Source organism: Pseudomonas sp. D4002 (genome assembly GCF_013385665.1).
In the GTDB taxonomy this organism is placed as follows: domain Bacteria; phylum Pseudomonadota; class Gammaproteobacteria; order Pseudomonadales; family Pseudomonadaceae; genus Aquipseudomonas.
This window is the reverse complement of the sequence record NZ_JACAPN010000065.1, coordinates 1-22,055: the sequence shown is the minus strand read 5'-3', so window position 1 is coordinate 22,055 and position 22,055 is coordinate 1. Positions and strand designations below refer to the sequence as shown.

Sequence of the window (22,055 nt, the reverse complement as noted above, 5' to 3'; positions counted from 1 at the left end):
TTATCCACTCAGTGCCTGTTTTTTACCCTTCCACACTTCTTGTGCGCACTCTGCGCGCCTGACCCGAGGATCTTCATGCAACTTAAGCCAGCTGTTACCGCCCTGGTTACTGCCGTCGCCCTGGCATCGCTGCTCAGCGGATGTAAAAAGGAAGAAGCGGCTCCGCCCGCTCAAACCCCTCAGGTCGGCGTGGTCACTATTCAACCTCAAGCCTTTACCCTGACATCCGAGCTGCCAGGCCGCACCACGGCCTACCGCATTGCCGAGGTTCGCCCTCAGGTCAACGGCATCATTCTCAAGCGTCTGTTCAAGGAAGGGGGCGACGTCAAGGAAGGCCAGCAGCTCTATCAGATCGATCCGTCGGTGTATGACGCCTCGCTGAAAAGCGCCCAGGCCAACCTCGCCCAGACCAAGTCGATTGCCGATCGCTACAAGCAGTTGGTCGATGAGCAGGCCGTCAGCCGCCAGGAATACGACACCGCCGTGTCCAACCGCATGACCTCTGAAGCCAACGTGCAAACGGCCCAGATCAACGTGCGCTACACCAAGGTGTTTGCCCCGATCTCCGGGCGTATCGGTCGCTCTTCGGTCACCGAAGGCGCGCTGGTCAGCAACGGCCAGACCGACGCCATGGCAGTGATCCAGCAACTGGACCCGATCTACGTCGACGTCACGCAGTCCTCTGCCGAGATGCTGAAACTGCGTCGTGACCTGGAAAGCGGCCAACTGGAAAAAGCCGGCGAAAACGCGGCCAAGGTCAAGCTGACCCTGGAAGACGGCACCGCCTACGGCGTGGAAGGCAAGCTGGAATTCTCCGAAGTCTCGGTCGACGAAACCACCGGTTCCGTGACCCTGCGTGCCGTATTCCCGAACCCTGACCACACCCTGCTGCCGGGCATGTTCGTCCACGCGCAGTTGCAAGCCGGTGTGAACAGCAAGGCCATCCTGGCACCACAGCAAGGCGTGACCCGCGACCTGAAGGGCATCCCGACCGCGCTGGTGGTGAACAAGGACAACAAGGTCGAGCAACGTGTACTGGTGGCCAACCGCACTACCGGCGCCTACTGGCTGGTGGAAAAAGGCCTGAACGCCGGTGACCGTGTGATCACCGAAGGCCTGCAATTCATCAAGCCGGGCATCGAAGTCAAGGTCAAGGACGCTGATAACGCCAAACCCGCCGGTTCCGCTGCTGCTCCTGCTGCCGCTGCTGGTCAAGGGGAGTAATTCATGTCGAAATTTTTTATCGACCGTCCCATTTTCGCCTGGGTAATTGCCCTGGTGATCATGCTGGTCGGGGCACTGTCGATCCTGAAGTTGCCCATCAACCAGTACCCGGCCATCGCGCCAACCGCCATTGATATCCAGGTGACCTACCCGGGCGCGTCTGCACAAACCGTGCAGGACACCGTGGTGCAGGTGATCGAACAACAGCTCAACGGTATCGACAACCTGCGTTATGTCGCCTCGGACAGTAACTCCGACGGCAGCATGACCATCACCGCGACGTTCAACCAGGGTACCAACCCGGACATCGCCCAGGTTCAGGTACAGAACAAGCTCAACCTGGCGACCCCGCTGCTGCCACAAGAAGTACAGCAGCAGGGTATCCGCGTTACCAAGTCGGTGAAGAACTTCCTGATGGTGATCGGTCTGGTGTCGGAAGACGGCAGCATGACCAAGGATGACCTTTCCAACTACATCGTTTCCAACATCCAGGACCCGATTTCCCGGACCGCCGGTGTGGGCGACTTCCAGGTGTTCGGTTCCCAGTACGCCATGCGTATCTGGCTCGACCCGGCCAAGCTGAACAACTACCAGCTGACGCCAGTGGATGTCAGCAACGCCATCCAGGCGCAGAACGTCCAGGTGGCCACCGGCCAACTCGGCGGCCTGCCTGCCCTGCCCGGCACTCAGTTGAACGCCACCATCATCGGCAAGACGCGTCTGCAAACCACTGAAGCGTTCGGCAATATCCTGATGAAGGTCAATACCGACGGTTCCCAGGTTCGCCTGGGTGACGTTTCGCGTATCGAACTGGGCGGCCAGAACTACAGCATCAGCGCACAGTTCAACGGCAAGCCGGCTTCCGGTATGGCGATCAAGCTGGCAGCCGGTGCCAACGCACTGGACACCGCCAAGGCGATTCGCGAAACGGTTGCGTCCCTCGAACCGTTCTTCCCGCCTGGCATGAAGGCTGTGGTGCCGTATGACACCACGCCGGTTGTGACCGAATCGATCTCCGGTGTGGTTCACACCCTGATCGAAGCGATCGTGCTGGTGTTCCTGGTGATGTTCCTGTTCCTGCAGAACTTCCGCGCCACCATCATCACCACCATGACCGTACCGGTAGTATTGCTGGGTACCTTCGGGATCCTCGCTGCGTTCGGCTTCACCATCAACACCCTGACCATGTTCGGCATGATCCTGGCCATCGGCTTGCTGGTGGACGATGCCATCGTTGTGGTGGAGAACGTCGAGCGGGTAATGGCCGAGGAGCACTTGTCGCCCAAGGAGGCGACGGTCAAGTCCATGGGCCAGATCCAGGGGGCCCTGGTGGGTATCGCCCTGGTGCTGTCGGCGGTATTGTTGCCAATGGCGTTCTTCGGTGGTTCCACCGGTGTGATCTACCGCCAGTTCTCCATCACTATCGTTTCGGCGATGGCGCTGTCGGTACTGGTTGCCCTGGTCTTCACCCCGGCCTTGTGCGCCACCATGCTCAAGCCGATTGACCCGGAAAAACACGGCCAACCCAAGCGCGGCTTCTTCGGCTGGTTCAACCGTACCTTCGACCGTGGCGTACTGAGCTACGAGCGCGGCGTCGGTAACATGATCAAGCACAAGTTCCCGGCGTTCGTGGTCTATGCCCTGATCCTTGCCGGCATGATCTGGATGTTCACCCGCATTCCAAGCGCGTTCCTCCCAGAGGAAGACCAGGGCGTGATCTTTGCCCAGGTACAAACACCGGTGGGTTCTTCGGCTGAACGTACGCAGAAAGTCATCGACGATATGCGCGCCTACCTGTTGAACGACAAGGAAGGCGAGCCAGGCGAAGGCAAGGCTGTCAAATCGGTGTTTACCGTGAACGGCTTCAACTTCGCCGGTCGTGGCCAGAGCTCGGGCCTCGCGTTCGTGATGCTCAAGCCGTGGGACGAGCGTGACTCGAGCCAGTCGGTATTTGAGGTTGCCAAGCGTGCCCAGGGTTACTTCTTCGGGGCCTTCAAGGACGCCATGGTATTTGCCGTGGTGCCACCTTCGGTACTCGAACTGGGTAACGCCACCGGTTTCGACGTGTTCCTGCAAGACCAGGGCGGCGTCGGCCACCAGAAGCTGATGGATGCGCGTAACCAGTTCCTGGGTGCCGCGGCACAAAGCAAGATCCTGGCGGGCGTGCGCCCCAACGGCGTGAACGATGAGCCGCAGTACGAGCTGACCGTTGACGACGAGAAGGCCAGTGCCCAGGGCATCAGCCTGGCAGACATCCAGCAGACCCTGGCAATCGCCTTGGGTGGCAGCTACATCAACGACTTCATCGACCGTGGTCGTGTGAAGAAGGTGTATGTACAGGGTGACGCCGCCAGCCGGATGTCTCCGGAAGACCTGAGCAAATGGTACGTGCGCAGCACGTCCGGGAAGATGGTGCCGCTGTCGGCCATCTCTTCGGGCAAGTGGATCTTCGGTTCGCCGAAACTCTCGCGCTATAACGGTGTAGCGGCGATGGAAATCCTCGGTACCCCGGCACCTGGCTACAGTACCGGTGATGCGATGGCGGAAGTCGAACGCATTGCCAAGGACCTGCCGGCTGGCGTTGGTTACTCCTGGACCGGCCTGTCGTACGAAGAACGTCTGTCCGGCTCCCAGGCACCTGCGCTGTACGCCCTGTCGCTGCTGGTGGTGTTCCTCTGCCTCGCGGCACTGTACGAAAGCTGGTCGATCCCGATTGCGGTGATTCTGGTTGTACCGCTGGGTGTGATCGGTGCGTTGATCGCCACCAGCCTGCGGGGACTGTCCAACGACGTGTTCTTCCAGGTGGGCCTGTTGGTGACGGTGGGTCTGGCAGCGAAAAACGCCATCCTGATCGTGGAGTTCGCCAAGGAGCTCCACGAACAGGGCAAAGGCATCGTCGAGTCGGCCATCGAGGCATCCCGCATGCGTCTGCGACCGATCATCATGACGTCCATGGCGTTCATGCTCGGCGTACTGCCCCTGGCAATTTCCACCGGTGCCGGCTCAGGTAGCCAGCACGCCATCGGTACGGGCGTAATTGGCGGTATGATCACCGCCACGGTCCTCGCGATCTTCTGGGTACCCCTGTTCTTCGCAACCGTGTCCTCCGCTGGCGAGCGTAAAAAGACTGAACCCAAGCAAACTCCTAAAGAGGCTGGCCAATGAGCAAGTCGCTACTTTCCTTAGCTGTCACGGCATTCGTGCTCAGTGGCTGCTCGCTGATCCCGGACTACCAGCGCCCTGAAGCGCCGGTAGCCGCGCAGTTCCCGCAGGGGCCGGCGTATTCGTCGGCCCAGGCGCCGGGCCAGGCGGCTGCCGAGCAGGGCTGGAAGCAGTTTTTCCATGACCCTGCCCTGCAACAGCTGATCCAGACCGCCCTGGTGAACAACCGCGACCTGCGTGTCGCGGCCCTGAACATCGATGCGTATGCCGCGCAGTACCAGATCCAGCGCGCCGACCTGTTCCCGGCCGTATCGGCCACGGGCAGCGGCAGCCGCACGCGCACCCCGGCCAAGCTGTCGCAGACCGGCGAAGCGGGCATCACCAGCCAATACTCGGCGGGCCTCGGGATCAGTTCTTATGAGCTGGACCTGTTCGGCCGCGTACGCAGCCTGAGCGAACAAGCGCTGCAACAATACTTCGCGACCGAAGAAGCGCGTCGCACCACCCAGATCAGCCTGGTGGCCAGCGTGGCCAACGCCTACCTGACCTGGCAGGCCGACAAGGAGCTGCTCAAGCTCACCCAGGACACCCTGGGCGCGTACGAGCAGAGCTTCAAACTGACCTCGCGCAGCAATGAAGTCGGCGTGGCTTCGGCCCTGGACCTGAGCCAGGCCCGTACCTCGGTGGAAAACGCCCGGGTTGCACTGGCGCGTTATACCCGCCAGGTGGCCCAGGACGAAAACAACCTGACCCTGCTGCTGGGTACCGGCCTGCCGGCGAACATCGTCAGCCGGCCATTGGCTGATGACCTGTTGAGCGAAGTACCGGCCGGCCTGCCATCGGACCTGCTGCAACGTCGTCCCGACATCCTGCAGGCCGAGTACAACCTCAAGGCGGCCAACGCCAACATCGGTGCGGCACGCGCTGCGTTCTTCCCGAGCATCACCCTGACCGCCAGCGCCGGCACCGCGAGCCCGACCCTGGGCGGCCTGTTCAAGGGCGGTTCGGGTACCTGGTCGTTTGCACCGCAGATCAACATCCCGATCTTCAACGCCGGCAGCCTGCGCGCCAGCCTGGATTACTCGAAAATCCAGAAAGAGATCAACGTCGCCAACTACGAGAAAGCCATCCAGACCGGCTTCCAGGAAGTCTCCGACGGCCTCGCCGCCCGTGAGACCTACAAGCAGCAACTGGACGCCCAACGTGGCTTCGTCGCGGCCAACCAGGATTACTACCGCCTGGCCGAGCGTCGCTACCGTATTGGTGTCGACAGCAACCTGACGTTCCTCGACGCCCAGCGCCAACTGTTCAGTGCCCAGCAATCGCTGATCACCGACCGCCTGGCGCAGCTCAACAGCGAGGTCAACCTGTACAAGGCCCTCGGTGGTGGCTGGAACGAACAGACCGCGAAGAACGAACCGTTGAAAGAAGAAGCACCGCCCTTGAAGTTGTTCTGATAGTGGCGCAGTAAACAAAAACCGCTTCCCGCCCAGGAAGCGGTTTTTTTACGCCCATGACTTTGCGTTCGATCATCGCCCACAACCCGCTCTCCCCCACTTTCATCGCCCCCGCACCGCCCCGCACCATGGCCGCCACCTGCATAACCCCAATAACAACAGGTCTGACACCATGAGCACTTTCGACCCGCGCCGGCTTTTGCTGGCAACCGCTGTCGCCAGCATTGCCCTCCCCGTTGTCGCTGAAGAACACGGCTTCCTGGAAGACGCCAGCGCCAACCTCAACCTGCGTAATTTCTTCTTCAACCGCAACTACACCAATCCCACCAAGACCCAGGGCGGCGCACAGGAGTGGACGCAAAGTTTCATCCTCGACGCCAAATCCGGCTTCACCCAGGGCACCGTCGGTTTCGGCGTGGATGTACTGGGCCTGTACTCATTGAAGCTCGATGGCGGACGCGGCACGGGTGGCACCCAGCTGTTGCCGCTGGACCACGATGGCCGCCCGGCGGATGAATTCGGGCGTCTGGGCGTGGCGTTCAAGGCACGGGTTTCAAAGACAGAAGTGAAAGTCGGCGAATGGATGCCGGTGCTGCCGATCCTGCGTTCGGACGATGGCCGCTCGCTCCCGCAAACCCTGCGCGGCGGGCAAATCACCTCCAAGGAGATCGACGGCCTGACCCTGTACGGCGGCCAGTTCCGCGCCAACAGCCCACGGGACGACAGCAGCATGACCGACATGTCCATGTTCGGGAAAACCGCGTTCACCTCCGACCGCTTCAACTTCCAGGGCGGCGAATATGCCTTCAACGACAAACGCACCCAGGTCGGTGTGTGGAACGCCCAACTCAAGGACATCTACAGCCAGCAATACCTCAACCTGATCCACAGCCAACCGGTGGGCGACTGGACCCTGGGCGCCAACCTCGGGTTCTTCTATGGCAAGGACGACGGCAGCGCCCGCGCCGGTGACCTCGACAACAAGACCTGGTCCGGACTGTTCTCGGCCCGATACGGCGGCAACACGTTCTATATCGGCCTGCAAAAACTCACCGGCAACAGCGCCTGGATGCGCGTCAACGGCACCAGCGGCGGCACCCTGGCCAACGACAGCTACAACGCCAGCTACGACAACGCCCAGGAAAAATCCTGGCAGGTACGCCATGACTATAACTTCGCCGCCCTGGGTATTCCGGGCCTCACGCTGATGAACCGCTACATCAGCGGCAGCAACGTACACAGCGGCACGGTGACCGATGGCAAGGAATGGGGACGGGAAAGTGAAGTGGCCTACGTGGTGCAGAGCGGAGCGCTGAAGAATCTCAATGTGCGCTGGCGTAACTCCAGCATGCGCCGGGACTACAACAACAACGAGTTTGATGAAAACCGGTTGATCGTCAGTTACCCGATAAGCCTGCTGTAAAGCCTCGACAGTCTTGTTGTATGGTGCGCGCGTGTCATGGATGACCCGCCCCAGCAGCCAATGTCATTCGAGTCCGCCATGAAACACTTCGCCACCGTATCGGCCGCACTAGCCCTGGCCCTGAGCCTCAGCGGTTGCATCGGCCCGCCTCTGGCGCTGACACCGCAAACCGAACAACGCCTGAAAACCGAGGCGCCAATCCGTTTTTTGCTGACCTTCGATGACGGCCCCAGCGCCTCGGGCTTCATGAACCCCAGCCGTTCGGTGATGGCGGACCTGGCGAACAACCCGATACAGCCGGGGATCAAGGCGGTGTTCTTCCTGCAGACCGAGGCGCCCCGCTCCGGCGGCAACCCGCGGGGCTACAAGACCATGGAGCGCGAATACGCGGCCGGCCATATCCTGGGCTTCCACACCGCGACCCCGTGGCACAGCAACCATCGCTTGCAGAATCCGGCTGAACTGGAGCACTACCTCAGCCTGGGTTCATCGACCCTCACCTCCATCACCGGCCAACCGCCCACACTGGTACGCCCGCCGTTCTGGAACTACGACAAGCGCACCTTCGCCGCCTATCAGCAACACGGCATGCATGTGTTGCTGACCGACCTGAGTGCAAACGATGGGGTGATCTGGGTGTTCAACGGCAGCCCGCGTCGACGGGAAAACCTGATACGCCAACTCTCGGTGGTGCGCGAGCGCATCGCCAAAGGCGAATTACCGACGGTGGACGGCGTGATCCCGGTGGTGGTGACCTTCCACGATATCAACCGCTACACCGCCTGGCACTTGAAGGAATACCTGCAAATCCTGCTGGACAGCGCCCATATCAATGGCGTGCCCCTCGCCACACAGCCTTTCTACACCGACCGGGCAACCTTGCAGCGAGCCGCCATGGCCCGCACGGTAAAAAGCGCCGACGAAGTCGTGCATCTGCCCGGCGTGTGGAATTGGGTGTGGGACGCTGACTCGCACTAGACGCGCGACTCTACCCCCAACTCATCCCACACCGACTCGGCCAAGTGAAACGTCGCATTCGCCGCCGGGATCCCGCAATAGATCGCGCTCTGCATCAGCACTTCCTTGATCTCGGCGCGGGTCACACCGTTGCTCGCGGCGGCGCGCAGGTGCAGCTTCAGCTCTTCGCTGCGGTTCATGCCGATGAGCATGGCGATGGTGATCAGGCTGCGGGTATGCCGCGGCAGGCCCGGGCGGGTCCAGATATCACCCCAGGCGTGGCGGGTGATCATTTCCTGGAACTCGCTGTTGAACTCGGTCAGGGCGTTGAGGCTGCGGTCGACGTGGGCGTCGCCCAGCACTTCGCGGCGCACTTGCAGGCCTTCGGCATAACGTTGTTTCTCGTCCACAAAACGCTCCTCATGCAACGGTGACGACAGGCACATACCTGTGGCGAGGGAGCTTGCTCCCGTTGGGTCGCGCAGCGACCCCAGTGAGGCCGCTGCAGGGTTTTACAAATAGTTGGGTTGCGGCTGCTCAGGGGCTGCTACGCAGCCCAACGGGAGCAAGCTCCCTCGCCACAGGGTTCAGCGATACTCAGCGCGATAGCAGAAATTCCAGCACACGGTCGCTGAACACCGCACCGGCTTGCACGTTGGACAAGTGCGCGGCATAGAACTCGGCATACTCGGCGCCCTGCACATGCGCCTGGATAAAGTGCCCACCCGCCGGCGGCGTCACCGCATCTTCGCTGCCTGCGATCACCAGGGTCGGCACCTTGATCGACGCCAGTTGCTCGCGGAAATCCGCGTCGCGCACGGCCGCGCAGTTTGCGGCATAACCCTGTGGATCAGTCGCCGCCAGCATATCGGTGATCAGCTTGGCCTGGTCAGGATGAGCCTCGGCGAAGTCGGCGGTGAACCAGCGGGCAATTGACGCATCACGCAGGGCAACCATCGCGGCCGCACCGTCGCGCAGGACCATCTCGATGCGTGGGTTCCAGATCTCGGGCGTGCCGATCTTCGCGGCGGTGTTGCACACCACCAGCCGGCGCAAACGCTCACCCGCGTTGATCCCCAGCCACTGGCCGATCAGGCCGCCCATGGACAACCCGCAGAAATGCGCGCGCTCGATCTGCAACGCATCCAGCAGCGCCAACACGTCACGGCCCAACTGCTCGATGCTGTAGGGACCTTCGGTGACCAGCGACTTGCCATGGCCGCGGGTGTCGAAACGCAGCACCCGGAAGTACTGGGTGAACGCCTCGATCTGGATGTCCCACATATGCAGGTCGGTGCCCAGGGAGTTGGACAGCACCAGTACCGGTGCATCTTCGGGGCCATCGAGTTGGTAGTTCAGTTCGCCATCGGCGAGTTGTACAAATCCCACAGCAGCCTCCTCAGGCAGTCAAAGCAAAATGTTCGGCCACGGCCCGGGTGACCCAGGTGTGCGCCTGGCCCAGGTAGTGCGCCGGGTCCAGCAGGCGATCGAGTTCGGCCGCCGAAAGCTCGGCAGTCACTTGGGGTTCATCCCCCAGCACCGCCCGCAGGTGGCGCCCGTCGGCGACGGCGCGTTTGCAGCATTGTTCCAGCAGATGGTGCGCGGTTTCGCGGCCCAGGCGCTGGGCGAGGACGATGCTGACCGCTTCGGCCAGTACCAGGCCCTGGGTCAAATCAAGGTTTTGGACCATGCGCCGGGGGTCGACTTCCAGGCCTTCGCTGACCAGCAGCGCCTGATGCAATGCACCGGATACCAGCCGGCAAATCTCCGGCAGGGTTTCCCATTCGGCGTGCCACAGGCCCAGGCTGCGTTCGTGTTCCTGGGGCATCGCGCTGAACATCGTTGCCACCAGGCCGGGCACTCGCGTGGCAGCGCTGATCAGCACGGCAGCGCCCACCGGGTTGCGCTTGTGGGGCATGGTCGAAGAGCCGCCCTTGCCGGGGGCCGACGGCTCAAACACTTCCGCCGCTTCGGTCTGCATCAGCAGGCTGATGTCGCGACCCAGCTTGCCGAGGCTGCCGGCGATCAAACCGAGCACCGAGGCAAACTCCACCAGGCGGTCGCGCTGGGTGTGCCAGGGTTGCTCCGGCAGGCCCAACTGCAACTCGGCGGCCAGTGCTTGCGCCACCGGCATCGCCTGTTCGCCGAGGGCCGCCAGGGTTCCGGAAGCACCGCCAAATTGCAGCACCAGCAAACGCGGCTTCAGCTCACTGAGGCGCTGCCGGTTGCGGGTGACTGCGCCGAGCCAACCGGCGATCTTCATGCCCAGCGTGACCGGCGTTGCATGCTGCAGCCAGGTCCGGCCCGCCAAAGGAGTTGTCCCGTAACGCTGGGCCTGGGCGGCAAGAATGTCCCCCAACCGCGCCAGATCATGTTCGATCAGCTCGACTGCGCTGCGCAGTTGCAGCACCAGGCCGGTGTCCATCACATCCTGGCTGGTAGCGCCCAGATGCACATAACGTTCGGCGCCGGCATCTTCGCTGGCGATCAACTTGCCGAGGGCCTTGACCAACGGAATCGCCGAATTGCCCGCCGTGGCAATCGCCTCGCCGAGGGCATCCACGTCGTAGAGAGAAGCCAGGCAGGCCTGGGCAATGGGCGCGACGGCCGCTTGCGGGATCAACCCGACCTGAGCCTCAGCCCGGGCCAGCGCCGCTTCGAAATCCAGCATGCCCTGCAAACGCCCCTGGTCGCAGAACACTTCGGCCATGCCGTTGGCGGTGAAGTAGGCGTCGAACAGTTGGTTGCTCGTGCGCATCGTCATAACACATCCCTAGGTGGCGCATACCCGGCAACGGGCATGCGCCAGCCGGTTACAGATCGTGGTGCAAATACGCCGCCTCTTTGGGCAGGCGCAAGCTGAACAGGAACGCCACCGCCATCATCGCCGTGACGTACCAGTAGAAGGTGTTCTCCATGCCCATGGACTTGAGCCCCAAGGCCACATATTCCGCCGAACCGCCGAAGATCGCGTTCGCCACCGCATACGCCAGGCCCACGCCCAGTGCGCGTACTTGTGGCGGGAACATTTCGGCTTTCACCAGGCCGCTGATGGAGGTGTAGAAGCTCACGATGGCCAGGGCCAGGGTGATCAGCACAAAAGCCAGGAACGGGCTGCTGACGGTTTTCAGGGTCAACAGGATTGGTACAGTGCACAGCGTGCCCAGGGCGCCGAACCACAGCATCGAGTTACGGCGGCCAATCTTGTCCGCCAGCATGCCGAACACCGGCTGCATGCACATGTAGAAGAACAGCGCGCCGGTCATGATGTAGCTGGCGGTCTTGGCGTGCATCCCGGCGGTGTTCACCAGGTACTTCTGCATGTAGGTGGTGAACGTGTAGAAAATCAGCGAGCCGCCGGCGGTGTAGCCGAGCACGGTGATAAACGCCGCCTTGTGATCGCGGAACAGCGCGGCAATGCTGCCGGCGTCCTTGTCTTCACGCATTTCCTTGCTGGTGGTTTCTTTCAGGGTGCGACGCAGCAACAGCGAGATCACCGCCGCAATGGCGCCGATCACAAACGGAATGCGCCAGCCCCAGGCCCGCAGTTCTTCTTCGGTGAGGATCTGTTGCAGGATCACCACCACCAACACCGCCAGCAGTTGCCCGCCGATCAGGGTCACGTACTGGAACGAGGCGAAGAACCCGCGCTGGCCCTTGAGGGCGACTTCACTCATGTAGGTGGCAGTGGTGCCGTATTCGCCGCCTACCGACAGGCCCTGGAACAACCGGGCGACCAACAGCAGGGCCGGGGCCCAGGCGCCGATGTCTTTGTAGGTGGGCAAAAAGGCGATGACCAGGGAACCGGCGCACATCATCAGCACCGAGATCATCATCGAATTCTTGCGACCGTGTTTATCCGCCACCCGGCCGAACAGCCAGCCGCCGATAGGGCGCATCAGGAAGCCGGCGGCGAACACGCCGGCGGTGTTCAGCAGTTGCACGGTGGGGTCGTCCGACGGGAAAAACGCCGGGGCGAAATAGATGGCGCAGAAGGCATAGACGTAGAAGTCGAACCATTCGACGAGGTTGCCGGAAGAGGCACCGACAATCGCAAAAATCCTTTTGCTGCGTTCTTCTCCGGTGTAGTGGCTGGTTTTTGTTGTCATGTTTTTTCACTCAGTGGGAACGGTTATAGCCTAGACATACTTTGCAACAACCATGTTCCGCAAGCAGACTTTTGGATATTTGTTGCCTGGGCCGGCCTCATCGCGGGCAAGCCCGGCTCCCACATTTGGAATGCATTCCCCTGTGGGAGCTGGCTTGCCTGCTATAGATCCGCAGCCCACTCAATAATCGAAGAACACCGTCTCTTCGTCTGTGCCCTGCAAAATCACATTCCACTGATACACACCCGCCGCATCCGCCTTGGCGATCAACGTGCGGCGGCGCTCCTGCGGCACACACGCCAGCAGCGCGTCATCCCCATTCGCCGCTTCACCGTCAAAGTAAATCCGCGTCAGCAGGTGCTTCACCAGCCCACGGGCAAACACCAGCACCACCAGGTGCGGCGCCTGGGTCGTGCCCTTCAACCCCGGCACACTGCCCGGCTTGATGGTGGTAAAGCGAAAACGCCCTTCAGCGTCCACCGGCACCCGGCCGAAGCCTTCGAAGTTCGGGTCCACCGGTTTGTCCTGCTCATCCTCGGGATGGTCGTACTTGCCGGCCGCATTGGCCTGCCAGACTTCCAGCATGGCGTCGTTGACCACATCGCCATTGCCATCCACCACCTGCCCGGTGATCGCCACGCGCTCGCCGAGGGTGGCCGCAACGGTCAGGTCTTCGCGGTTCAGCCAGGTCAGGCCAATGTGGTAATACGGCCCGACGGTGTGGGAAGTAGTCGCGTTGAGGCTCATCTCATTTCTCCATCGGCGTGGCGTCGCGGCCGCGCAGGACGATGTCCCAGCGGTAGCCGAGGGCATAGTGCGGAATGGGTTTTTCCAGATCGAACGAGGCGATCAGGCGCTCCTTGGCGGACGTGTCCGGGACGCAGTTGTAGATCGGGTCATAGGCCAGCAGCGGGTCACCGGGGAAATACATCTGCGTCACCAACCGCGTCAGCACACTCGGGCCGAACAGCGAGAAGTGGATGTGCGCCGGGCGCCACGCGTTGTGGTGGTTGCCCCACGGGTAGGCGCCGGGCTTGATGGTCTGGAACTGGTACCAGCCGTCGGCGTCGGTGACGGTACGCCCGGTGCCGGTGAAGTTCGGGTCCAGCGGTGCGTCGTGCTGGTCGCGCTTGTGGTTGTAGCGGCCGGCAGCGTTGGCCTGCCAGATTTCCACGAGGATGCCGGGAACGGGCAGGCCGTTTTCATCCAGCACGCGCCCGTGAATGATGATGCGTTCGCCCTGGGGTTCGCCTTCGTGCTGGGCGGTCAGGTCGTTGTCCTTCTCGTTGACGCGCTCGGCGCCGATGGTCGGGCCGGTGATTTCCGACAGGGAATGGGGCAGGAACACCAACGGCTTGGACGGCGAACGCAGGTTCGTCGACTGGTAGGCCGGGTGCAGGTAATCAGGCTGAGTACCCGCTTGCGGGCGCCGGTATCCGGGCTTGTCACTCATAGAGCAATCCTCTTTATTCTTGTGGGTCTCAAACGCGTTCGATTGCCAGGGCCAGGCCTTGGCCCACACCGACGCACATGGTCGCCAGGCCTTTGCTGCCACCGGTTTTTTCCAGCTGATGCAGCGCGGTCAGTACCAGGCGCGCACCGCTCATGCCCAGCGGATGGCCAAGGGCAATCGCGCCGCCGTTCGGGTTGACCTGCGGTGCGTCGTCGGCAATCCCCAGCTCGCGCAGCACGGCCAGGCCCTGGCTGGCGAAGGCTTCGTTGAGTTCGATCACATCGAAATCAGTTACCGCCAGGCCCAGGCGCTCCACCAGTTTGCGCACCGCCGGCACCGGGCCGATGCCCATCACACGCGGCGCCACACCGGCGCTCGCCATGCCCAGCACCCGGGCGCGGGCGGTCAGGCCGTGTTTTTTGACGGCTTCAGCAGAGGCCAGAATCAGCGCAGCGGCACCATCGTTCACACCAGAGGCGTTGCCTGCGGTGACGGTCTTGTCCGGGCCGTTGACCGGCTTGAGTTTGGCCAGGGCTTCCAGAGTCGTATCGGCCCGCGGATGCTCGTCGTGCTCGACCACGGTTTCGCCTTTTTTGTGGGGGACACGCACCGGTACGATTTCTTCGGCGAAGAAACCGGCGGCCTGTGCAGCGGCAGTACGTTGTTGGCTGCGCAGGGCGAAGGCGTCCTGGTCGGCGCGGGAGACTTTATAGTCGTCGGCCACGTTGTCAGCGGTTTGCGGCATCGGGTCGACGCCGTACTGGGCCTTCATCAACGGATTGATAAAGCGCCAGCCGATGGTGGTGTCTTCCAGCTTCATGTTGCGCGAGAACGCCGCATCGGCCTTGCCCATCACGAACGGCGCGCGGGACATCGACTCGACGCCACCGGCAATCGCCAGTTCCATCTCGCCGCTGGCGATGGCGCGGAAGGCCGTGCCGATCGCGTCCATGCCCGAAGCGCACAGGCGGTTCAGGGTGACGCCGGGGATGCTCTCCGGCAGGCCGGCCAGCAATGCCGCCATGCGCGCCACGTTGCGGTTGTCTTCGCCGGCCTGGTTGGCGCAGCCGAGGAGCACTTCGTCCACCGCGTTCCAGTCCACCGATGGGTTGCGTTCCATCAGCGCCTTGATCGGCAGTGCCGCCAAGTCATCGGCGCGCACGGTGGACAAGCCACCGCCAAAACGGCCGATGGGGGTACGAATGGCGTCACAGATAAATACGTCGCGCATCAGGCTTCTCCGGGGGCTTGGCCGTGGGCGGCAGCGGTGCGTGCCTCAAGGTCGCGCAGGGCAGTCAGTTCAATCTCGGTGGGTTCGGCGCTGGTGGTCACCTGGTCGGCAAAACGAATCGCCCAACCGGTGGCGGCCACTACTTGCTCACGGGTCACGCCGGGGTGCAGGGCGGTGACGACAAATTCGTGGCTGCCCTCCTCCGGCTCCATGATGCACAGGTCGGTAATAATCCCTACAGGACCGGCGCCTGGCAGACCCAGGCGTTTGCGCGAGTCACCGCCTTCGCCGTGGCCGACCGAAGTGATGAAGTCCAGCTTGTCGACAAACGAGCGGGCCGACTGCTTGAGGATGATCAGCACGCTCTTCGCGGAGCCGGCGATCTCCGGTGCGCCACCGGCACCTGGCAGGCGCACTTTGGGCTGGTGGTAGTCACCGACCACGGTGGTGTTGATATTGCCGAAACGGTCGACCTGGGCCGCGCCGAGGAAGCCGACGTCAATGCGCCCGCCCTGCAGCCAGTAGCGAAAAATCTCACCGGTCGGCACCACGGTGTCAGCGGTTTCAGCCAGCTCGCCGTCACCGATGGACAGCGGCAGCACCGAAGGCTTGGCGCCAATCGGGCCGGACTCGTAAATCAGCACCACATCCGGCGACGATGTCAGGCGCGCCAGGTTGGCAGCCTTGGAGGGAAGGCCGATGCCGACGAAGCACACCGAACCGTTCTTCAGGCGGCGCGCGGCGGCGACGGTCATCATTTCGTTGGTCGAGTAAGCCATTATTTGGCCTCCTGCGCGGTGGCCAGCTTGGCCTGGAATTCACTGAAATTAGCGGTGCCGTGGATGTATTCGTTGATCCACGCAGTAAACGTCTCACGGTCCCGGGCGATGGGGTCCCAGGCCTGGTAGAAACGGTTGTCACGTTCGGTGTAACCGTGAGCGTAGGACGGATGCGCGCCACCCGGCACATGGCACACGGCAGTCAGGGCCCAGGTCGGCAGCACGCAGGCGTTCATCGGCGCGTTGAGGTCGTCGACGATTTCTTCAACGGTAACGATGCAGCGCTTGGCCGCCAGGGCCGCTTCCTTCTGCACCCCGAGGATGCCCCACAGCAGCACGTTGCCCTTGCGGTCAGCCTTTTGCGCGTGGATCACGGTGATGTCCGGGCGCACCGACGGCACGGCCGCCAGTACTTCACCGGTGAAGGGGCAGGTCACGGTCTTGATCAGCGGGTTGACCTTGGGCAGGTCGGAGCCGGCGTAGGCGCGCAACACCGCGAATGGCAGGCCGGAGGCACCGGCGACGTAGGCATTGGCCAGGTCGGCGTGGCTGTGCTCTTCGATCTCCAGCGGTTGCGGCCATTGCTTTTCAACGGCGTCCCGCAGGCGATGCAGGGAACCCACGCCCGGGTTGCCGCCCCAGGAGAAAATCAGCTTGCGTGCACAGCCGGCACCGATCAACTGGTCGTAGATCAGGTCAGGCGTCATGCGCACCAGCGTCAGGTCTTTCTTGCCCTGACGAATGATTTCATGACCTGCCGCCGTAGGGATCAGGTGAGTAAAGCCTTCGAGTGCAACGGTGTCGCCGTCATTCACGAACTGCTTTACCGCATCAGCCAGCGAAAGGATTTCAGCCATGGGGTGGGCTCCCGGTATCGATCGAAAAAGGCGCTGGAGGCAGCGCCGAAGTGCTTGAAGATTAAGCCGGGGGTCGGGGCCAAACAATCCGATAATCGACTGAGTGTTCGATTATCGAACGGATTGTTGTCTTGCTATCGGTCCGTTTCAGGTAGCGTCGGCATGGCTGACCATGCCCTTGATCACCACCGCGGTGGTGGCCAATGCCGCCGGGATCACCAGGGCGGTCAGCACCTGTTCGAAGTTCCAGCCCAGGCCCAGCAAGGTCGCGCCCATCCACGCCCCGAGGATCGCGCCAAAGCGGCCGATGCCGAGCATCCACGACACGCCCGTGGCGCGGCCCTGGGTCGGGTAGAAACGTGCGGCCAGCGACGGCATCGCCGACTGCGCACCGTTGACACACATGCCGGCAATCAACACCAGAGTCGCCAGCAGCGTGATATTGCCCAGGCTCTGCCCCACCGCGTAGGCAAACACCCCGGCCAGCAGGTAGAAGGTACCGATGACCTTGTGGGGATTGAACCGGTCCATCGCCCAGCCCACGCCGACCGCACTCAATACGCCGCCAAACTGGAACAACGCACCGATAAACGCGGCCTGTTCCATGCTGGCGCCGCTGTCGCGCATCAGGGTCGGCAGCCAACTGGTGAGCAGGTAAACAATCACCAGGCCCATGAAATACGTCAGCCACAACAGCAAGGTGCCGGCGCTGTAGGTGCCGGAGAAGATCACCGCGAACACGTTGCGCGCCTTGACGGTTTTCTGTTCGGGCACGCTGAAGCTCGAGGCCTGGGCGACGATGCCCGGCTCGATAGGCGCCAGGGTCTTGCGCACCTTGTCGGTGCCGCGATTGCGCACCACCAGGTAACGCGCCGACTCCGGCAGCCAGAACAGCAGCACCACCGCGAGGATCAGCGGCAACAGGCCGCCGATCATCAGCAGGCTGTGCCAGCCATACGCCGGGATCAGCTTGGCCGAGATAAACCCGCCACCGGCCATGCCCAGGTTGAAGCCGCAGAACATGCTGGTCACCAGCAGCGACTTATGGCGTTCCGGGGTGTATTCGGAGAGCAGTGTCGTGGCGTTCGGCATGCCGGCGCCCAGGCCGAGACCGGTGAGGAAGCGCAGGATCAGCAGTTGATCGACGTTGCTGCTGTAGGCCGAGGCCAGGCTGAAGGCCCCAAACACCAGCACCGCCCCCACCAGCACCACCTTGCGCCCGAAGCGGTCGGCGAGTGGGCCGGAGCCCAGGGCGCCGAAGACCATGCCGATCAACGCGGCGCTCATCACCGGGCCGAGGCTGGCGCGGTCGATGCCCCAGTCCTGGGACAGCGCCGGGGCGATAAAGCCCATGGCGGCGGTGTCGAGGCCGTCGAGGAAGACGATGAGAAAACACAGGATCACCACTCGCCACTGATACCGCGACAGCGGCTGGGCGTTGATGAAGGACTGAACGTCCAGGCAAGTACCGACAGCAGGTGAAGGCTGATTCATTATTTTTATTTCCACACCGATGGGCGGGCGAACGACCTTGAGTCGTCATTATTATTGGGGCGGCGCCTTGAAGCGCTGCCGCACATTAATAAGCCTTGGGAAACACCGTCAATTCATCCAGCCGGGATCTGTGCGGTCACCGAACAGCTTACGCAAACAGCTGCGCACTCAGCTCCTGGCTGGCACTGAGCATGCTCGGCAGGAAACGCTGCTCCAGCTCGCTGCGGCTGACCCGCCCGGCATGGGTGCTGACGTTCAGTGCCGCCAGGACCTGGCCCGAAGCGTCGTACACCGGCACGGCGATGGAACGCAGCCCTTGCTCCAGTTCCTGGTCGACAATGCACCAGCCCTGCTGCCGCACTTCCTGCAGGCATTCGAGCAAGGCTTGCGGGGTGGTGAGGGTGCGGCTGGTCTTGGTTTGCAGGTCGGCGTGGTCGAGGTAGTCCTGCAGCGAGGCGTCATCCAGCGCCGCCAGCAGGATACGGCCCATGGAGGTGCAGTAGGCCGGGAGACGGCCGCCCACGGAAAGGTCGACGGAAATCAGGCGTTGGGTGGTGGCGGAGCGGGCAATGTAGAGGATGTCATCACCTTCCAGGGTTGCCATGTTGCACGCCTCGTGGAGCTGCTCGCTCATGCGGTCCAGGTAAGGCTGCGCCGAAACGGCCAGGGGCGTGGACGACAGGTAAGCGTGGCCGAGGGTCAGCACCTTGGGCAACAGCGAATAGGTACGCCCGTCGGTGGTGGCGTAGCCGAGTTTGATCAGGGTATGCAGGCAACGGCGTACGGCAGCGCGGGGGATTTCCGTGCGGTGGCTGATCTGGGCGATGGTCAGGTGGCGCTTGCGCTCCTGGAATGCCTGCACCACGGCCAGGCCGCGTGCCAGGGAGGTCATGAAATCCGGATCACCGGTAAACGCCTGGATGCGCTTGGCCGGTGACGCAACGATCGGCGGCGCCACTGATGCGAAGGAGTTGCGCAATTGATCGTTCATTTGGGGTCCTTTCTCTTATTTTTAACCGCTGCGGGAGGGTGACCGCTATTACAAGCCGCCGTGCAATGGCTGCACAAGGCAGGGCAACCAACATTGGGCGATTATCGGACGGTCATTCGATTATCGCAATTTGTCACCGCCGACCGGTGCCGGAACCCCTCTACATCCATTTGAGTGCCTTTCAGAATCGACTGATGTACGAGAGAAGTTAAGGTTGATTAACGCCTGTAGAACATTGCACGATTTATGGCGCCAATAGTTCAGCAAATACCCCACACACCTGCGTAACAAAACCCTCACACAAAGTTGACGATTTTTAACTTGTTGGCGATAGTGTTATTCAAGCGCGTGGCTATAATGCATCCTGTGCAGGAGCCAGCCTCGCCTGACCCCGAGGATAGATTTCACCCAGTCGTGCACCGGCTGCGTGCAGGCTCCGCCGCAAGTACCTGACACACATTTCGAATGCCTGCCAACTGCTTGTGGCTGTGACAAGAAAACTGTTGCTACGACAACTGCTCTTCTCCGGTATCGTGGCCGCGTGCAATAAAGAAGTGGTTTTTCCTGTATACCTTTCCACGCTGATCTTCAGATTGACGGTATACCGGGGGCGACTTCCCGGCATCGCGTTTCGCCGGAATCAAACTCAACTCAATTAGGTAACAATGTGACGAAAGACGAACTGCGCGCGGAACTTGAGCGCCAGGAACAACGTTACAAGGATGTTTACGGCGGGGAAGTCACCACCTACGCCGCCCAGCCAGAACCTGAACGCAAGCCATGGCGCAAACGAGCCAGCCTGCTCGACCAGGCCTTTGCCCAGGAAATCCAAAAGATTGAACAGGACCTCAAAGCCGAAGAGCCATAAGCGTTTCGGGTTGAGCTTCCAAAGGTGCCATCTCTCTGCCAGTACCACGCTGGTGGAGGGAAGCCCGTTATGTGGCCTTAGCGAAATTTCATACGATTGTTTCAGTTATTCCCTTCCGGCGCTTTATCCCGCGAATTTGATGGATCCTCCATATAAATCAATCACTTGCCAAAGCCCCGAAAACACCGGGATGCACGCCTCCCCCCCATTTTTTTTCGTTGAAGAATGTTACCGATGAGCAGCTAGTGCATTGATTACCGATGTTTTCTGGCATAATCGCGCCCCCTTACGACCGGGTCAGAAAACCTTCATGATCGATTTATTCAGCGGACTGGATGCTTGGGTTCTAGTGAGCCTGTTGCTCGCCCTGGCCTTTGTCCTCGCCTTCGAGTTCATCAATGGCTTTCATGACACCGCTAACGCGGTTGCCACAGTCATCTATACCAAAGCCATGCCTCCGCATCTGGCCGTGTTCTTCTCCGGGGTGTTCAACTTCCTCGGCGTGTTGCTCGGTGGGGTCGGTGTTGCGTATGCCATCGTGCACCTGCTGCCGGTGGAGTTGCTGATCAATGTGAACACCGGCCACGGTCTGGCCATGGTCTTCTCATTATTGGCAGCGGCGATCACCTGGAACCTCGGCACCTGGTATTTCGGGATCCCGGCGTCCAGTTCCCACACCCTGATCGGTTCGATCCTCGGTGTCGGCCTGGCCAACGCCCTGATCAACGACATTCCCCTGGCTGACGGCGTCAACTGGCAGAAAGCGATCGATATCGGCGCTTCGCTGGTGTTCTCGCCGATGGCTGGTTTCGTGGTTGCCGCCCTGGTGCTGCTGGGCCTGAAATGGTGGCGCCCGCTGTCGAAGATGCACAAGACACCGGACCAGCGCCGCAAGCTCGACGACAAGAAGCACCCGCCGTTCTGGAACCGCCTGGTCCTGGTGATTTCGGCGATGGCCGTGAGCTTCGTGCACGGCTCCAACGACGGGCAGAAAGGTATTGGCCTGATCATGCTGGTACTGATCGGTATCGTGCCGGCGCAGTTCGTACTGGACCTGGGCAGCACCACTTACCAGATCGAGCGCACCCGCGACGCCACGCTGCACTTGAATCAGTTCTACCAGCGCAATCAAGAAACCCTCGGTGAGTTCCTGGCCCTGGGCAAAAGCGTGAAAGACGATTTGCCGGGCAAGTTCCAGTGCAATCCGCAGCAGACTGAACCGACGATCAACGCCCTGCTGGGGACCTTGAAAGGTGTCTCTGACTACCATTCGTTGACCGCCGAGCATCGGATTGAAGTGCGTCGTTATCTGTTGTGCCTGGATGACACCGCGAAGAAGGTGGGCAAGTTGCCAGGCCTGGATGCGCGTGAGAAGTCGGACCTGGACAAGTTGCGCAAGGACCTGACGGCGACCACCGAGTACGCGCCGTTCTGGGTGATCCTGGCGGTGGCACTGGCCTTGGGCCTGGGCACCATGGTGGGCTGGAAGCGTGTGGTACTGACCATTGGTGAGAAGATCGGCAAGCAGGGCATGACGTATGCCCAGGGTATGTCGGCGCAGATCACCACGGCCAGCATGATTGGCTTGGCCAATATCTTCAGCTTGCCGGTTTCCACGACCCATGTGTTGTCTTCGGGTGTGGCGGGGACCATGGTGGCGAACAAGAGCGGGCTGCAAGGTGGCACCGTCAAGACCATTCTGATGGCTTGGGTGTTGACGCTGCCGGCGACTGTGGGCCTTTCGGCCGGGTTGTTCTGGTTGGCTTCCAAGGCTTTGGGTAGCTGACAGCTCTTGGGCTTGTGAAGAGGGTGCGACCTGTGAGGGTCGTGCCTTTTTTTATGGCTGGGGTTTGGGTGTATATCCGTTATTTAGGTAACGGCCACTTATGGTTCCGCTCTTACAGCGGCTCACTTTTGAACAGCGCAAAAGTAAGCAAAACGCTCTTGCCCCACCACTCGGCACCTCGCCTAGGCTCGGTGTGCCCTCACTCCGGCTTTGGACCGTGGGCCGCCGTCATGGGCCATCCTTGGCCCAGGACGGCTAACCTGG

Annotated in this window: 18 protein-coding genes; 7 read left to right on the top strand and 11 right to left on the bottom strand. The window is 61.8% G+C overall.

The window, feature by feature from the left end:
• Nucleotides 1-75 precede the first annotated feature (75 nt).
• The 5 genes from HX824_RS31895 to HX824_RS31875 all read left to right on the top strand — a co-directional run bounded on the left by HX824_RS31895 (nt 76) and on the right by HX824_RS31875 (nt 8,244).
• Complete coding sequence (locus HX824_RS31895) at nt 76-1,224, top strand: efflux RND transporter periplasmic adaptor subunit (RefSeq protein ID WP_003219800.1); 1,149 nt, start codon at nt 76-78, stop codon at nt 1,222-1,224.
• Between the two features lie 3 nt (nt 1,225-1,227).
• The gene (locus tag HX824_RS31890; protein WP_003219803.1) at nt 1,228-4,389 is read left to right on the top strand and encodes an efflux RND transporter permease subunit; all 3,162 of its coding nucleotides are present in this window, start codon (nt 1,228-1,230) and stop codon (nt 4,387-4,389) included.
• Nucleotides 4,386-5,843: an AdeC/AdeK/OprM family multidrug efflux complex outer membrane factor gene (adeC, locus tag HX824_RS31885; RefSeq protein WP_003219806.1), complete on the top strand. Its 1,458-nt coding sequence runs from the start codon at nt 4,386-4,388 to the stop codon at nt 5,841-5,843. Before HX824_RS31890 ends, adeC begins: the two co-directional genes overlap by 4 nt.
• A 172-nt stretch (nt 5,844-6,015) precedes the next feature.
• Nucleotides 6,016-7,266 (top strand): OprD family porin, encoded by a 1,251-nt coding sequence (locus HX824_RS31880; RefSeq protein ID WP_177056060.1) that lies wholly within the window; start codon nt 6,016-6,018, stop codon nt 7,264-7,266.
• 78 nt (nt 7,267-7,344) lie between these two features.
• Nucleotides 7,345-8,244 carry a polysaccharide deacetylase family protein gene (locus HX824_RS31875; protein WP_166742188.1) on the top strand — a complete coding sequence of 300 codons (900 nt, stop codon included), beginning with the start codon at nt 7,345-7,347 and terminating at the stop codon, nt 8,242-8,244.
• Here HX824_RS31875 and pcaC read toward each other — a convergent pair.
• The 11 genes from pcaC to pcaR all read right to left on the bottom strand — a co-directional run bounded on the left by pcaC (nt 8,241) and on the right by pcaR (nt 19,137).
• A complete protein-coding gene (gene pcaC / locus HX824_RS31870) occupies nt 8,241-8,633 on the bottom strand; it encodes a 4-carboxymuconolactone decarboxylase (RefSeq protein ID WP_008431145.1) in 393 nt (130 codons plus the stop codon). The two genes, HX824_RS31875 and pcaC, sit on opposite strands and share 4 nt — an antisense overlap.
• Nucleotides 8,634-8,820: 187 nt before the next feature.
• Nucleotides 8,821-9,612: a 3-oxoadipate enol-lactonase gene (gene pcaD / locus HX824_RS31865; protein ID WP_177041982.1), complete on the bottom strand. Its 792-nt coding sequence runs from the start codon at nt 9,610-9,612 to the stop codon at nt 8,821-8,823.
• Nucleotides 9,613-9,622: 10 nt separating this feature from the next.
• Nucleotides 9,623-10,987 (bottom strand): 3-carboxy-cis,cis-muconate cycloisomerase, encoded by a 1,365-nt coding sequence (locus HX824_RS31860; protein WP_177056059.1) that lies wholly within the window; start codon nt 10,985-10,987, stop codon nt 9,623-9,625.
• A gap of 49 nt (nt 10,988-11,036) precedes the next feature.
• Complete coding sequence (locus tag HX824_RS31855; protein WP_003219818.1) at nt 11,037-12,332, bottom strand: MFS family transporter; 1,296 nt, start codon at nt 12,330-12,332, stop codon at nt 11,037-11,039.
• A gap of 180 nt (nt 12,333-12,512) precedes the next feature.
• A complete protein-coding gene (gene pcaG / locus HX824_RS31850; protein ID WP_003219820.1) occupies nt 12,513-13,079 on the bottom strand; it encodes a protocatechuate 3,4-dioxygenase subunit alpha in 567 nt (188 codons plus the stop codon).
• Between the two features lies 1 nt (nt 13,080).
• A complete protein-coding gene (pcaH, locus tag HX824_RS31845; protein ID WP_177056057.1) occupies nt 13,081-13,785 on the bottom strand; it encodes a protocatechuate 3,4-dioxygenase subunit beta in 705 nt (234 codons plus the stop codon).
• A gap of 28 nt (nt 13,786-13,813) precedes the next feature.
• Entirely contained in the window at nt 13,814-15,019 is a 1,206-nt protein-coding gene (gene pcaF, locus HX824_RS31840) for a 3-oxoadipyl-CoA thiolase (protein ID WP_177056062.1), read from the bottom strand.
• Nucleotides 15,016-15,798, bottom strand: a complete 783-nt coding sequence (locus tag HX824_RS31835) for a CoA-transferase subunit beta (RefSeq protein ID WP_172834582.1) — start codon at nt 15,796-15,798, stop codon at nt 15,016-15,018. The genes pcaF and HX824_RS31835 overlap by 4 nt, the downstream gene beginning before the upstream one ends.
• Entirely contained in the window at nt 15,795-16,652 is an 858-nt protein-coding gene (locus HX824_RS31830) for a CoA transferase subunit A (protein WP_003219830.1), read from the bottom strand. The genes HX824_RS31835 and HX824_RS31830 overlap by 4 nt, the downstream gene beginning before the upstream one ends.
• Nucleotides 16,653-16,799: 147 nt before the next feature.
• Nucleotides 16,800-18,146: an MFS transporter gene (locus HX824_RS31825; RefSeq protein ID WP_003219832.1), complete on the bottom strand. Its 1,347-nt coding sequence runs from the start codon at nt 18,144-18,146 to the stop codon at nt 16,800-16,802.
• Between the two features lie 148 nt (nt 18,147-18,294).
• A complete protein-coding gene (gene pcaR / locus HX824_RS31820) occupies nt 18,295-19,137 on the bottom strand; it encodes a pca regulon transcriptional regulator PcaR (protein WP_003219833.1) in 843 nt (280 codons plus the stop codon).
• Between the two features lie 667 nt (nt 19,138-19,804).
• Here pcaR and HX824_RS31815 point away from each other — a divergent pair.
• Complete coding sequence (locus HX824_RS31815) at nt 19,805-20,005, top strand: hypothetical protein (RefSeq protein WP_003219834.1); 201 nt, start codon at nt 19,805-19,807, stop codon at nt 20,003-20,005.
• Nucleotides 20,006-20,315: 310 nt separating this feature from the next.
• Complete coding sequence (locus HX824_RS31810) at nt 20,316-21,791, top strand: inorganic phosphate transporter (protein WP_003219836.1); 1,476 nt, start codon at nt 20,316-20,318, stop codon at nt 21,789-21,791.
• The last annotated feature ends 264 nt before the right edge of the window (nt 21,792-22,055 follow it).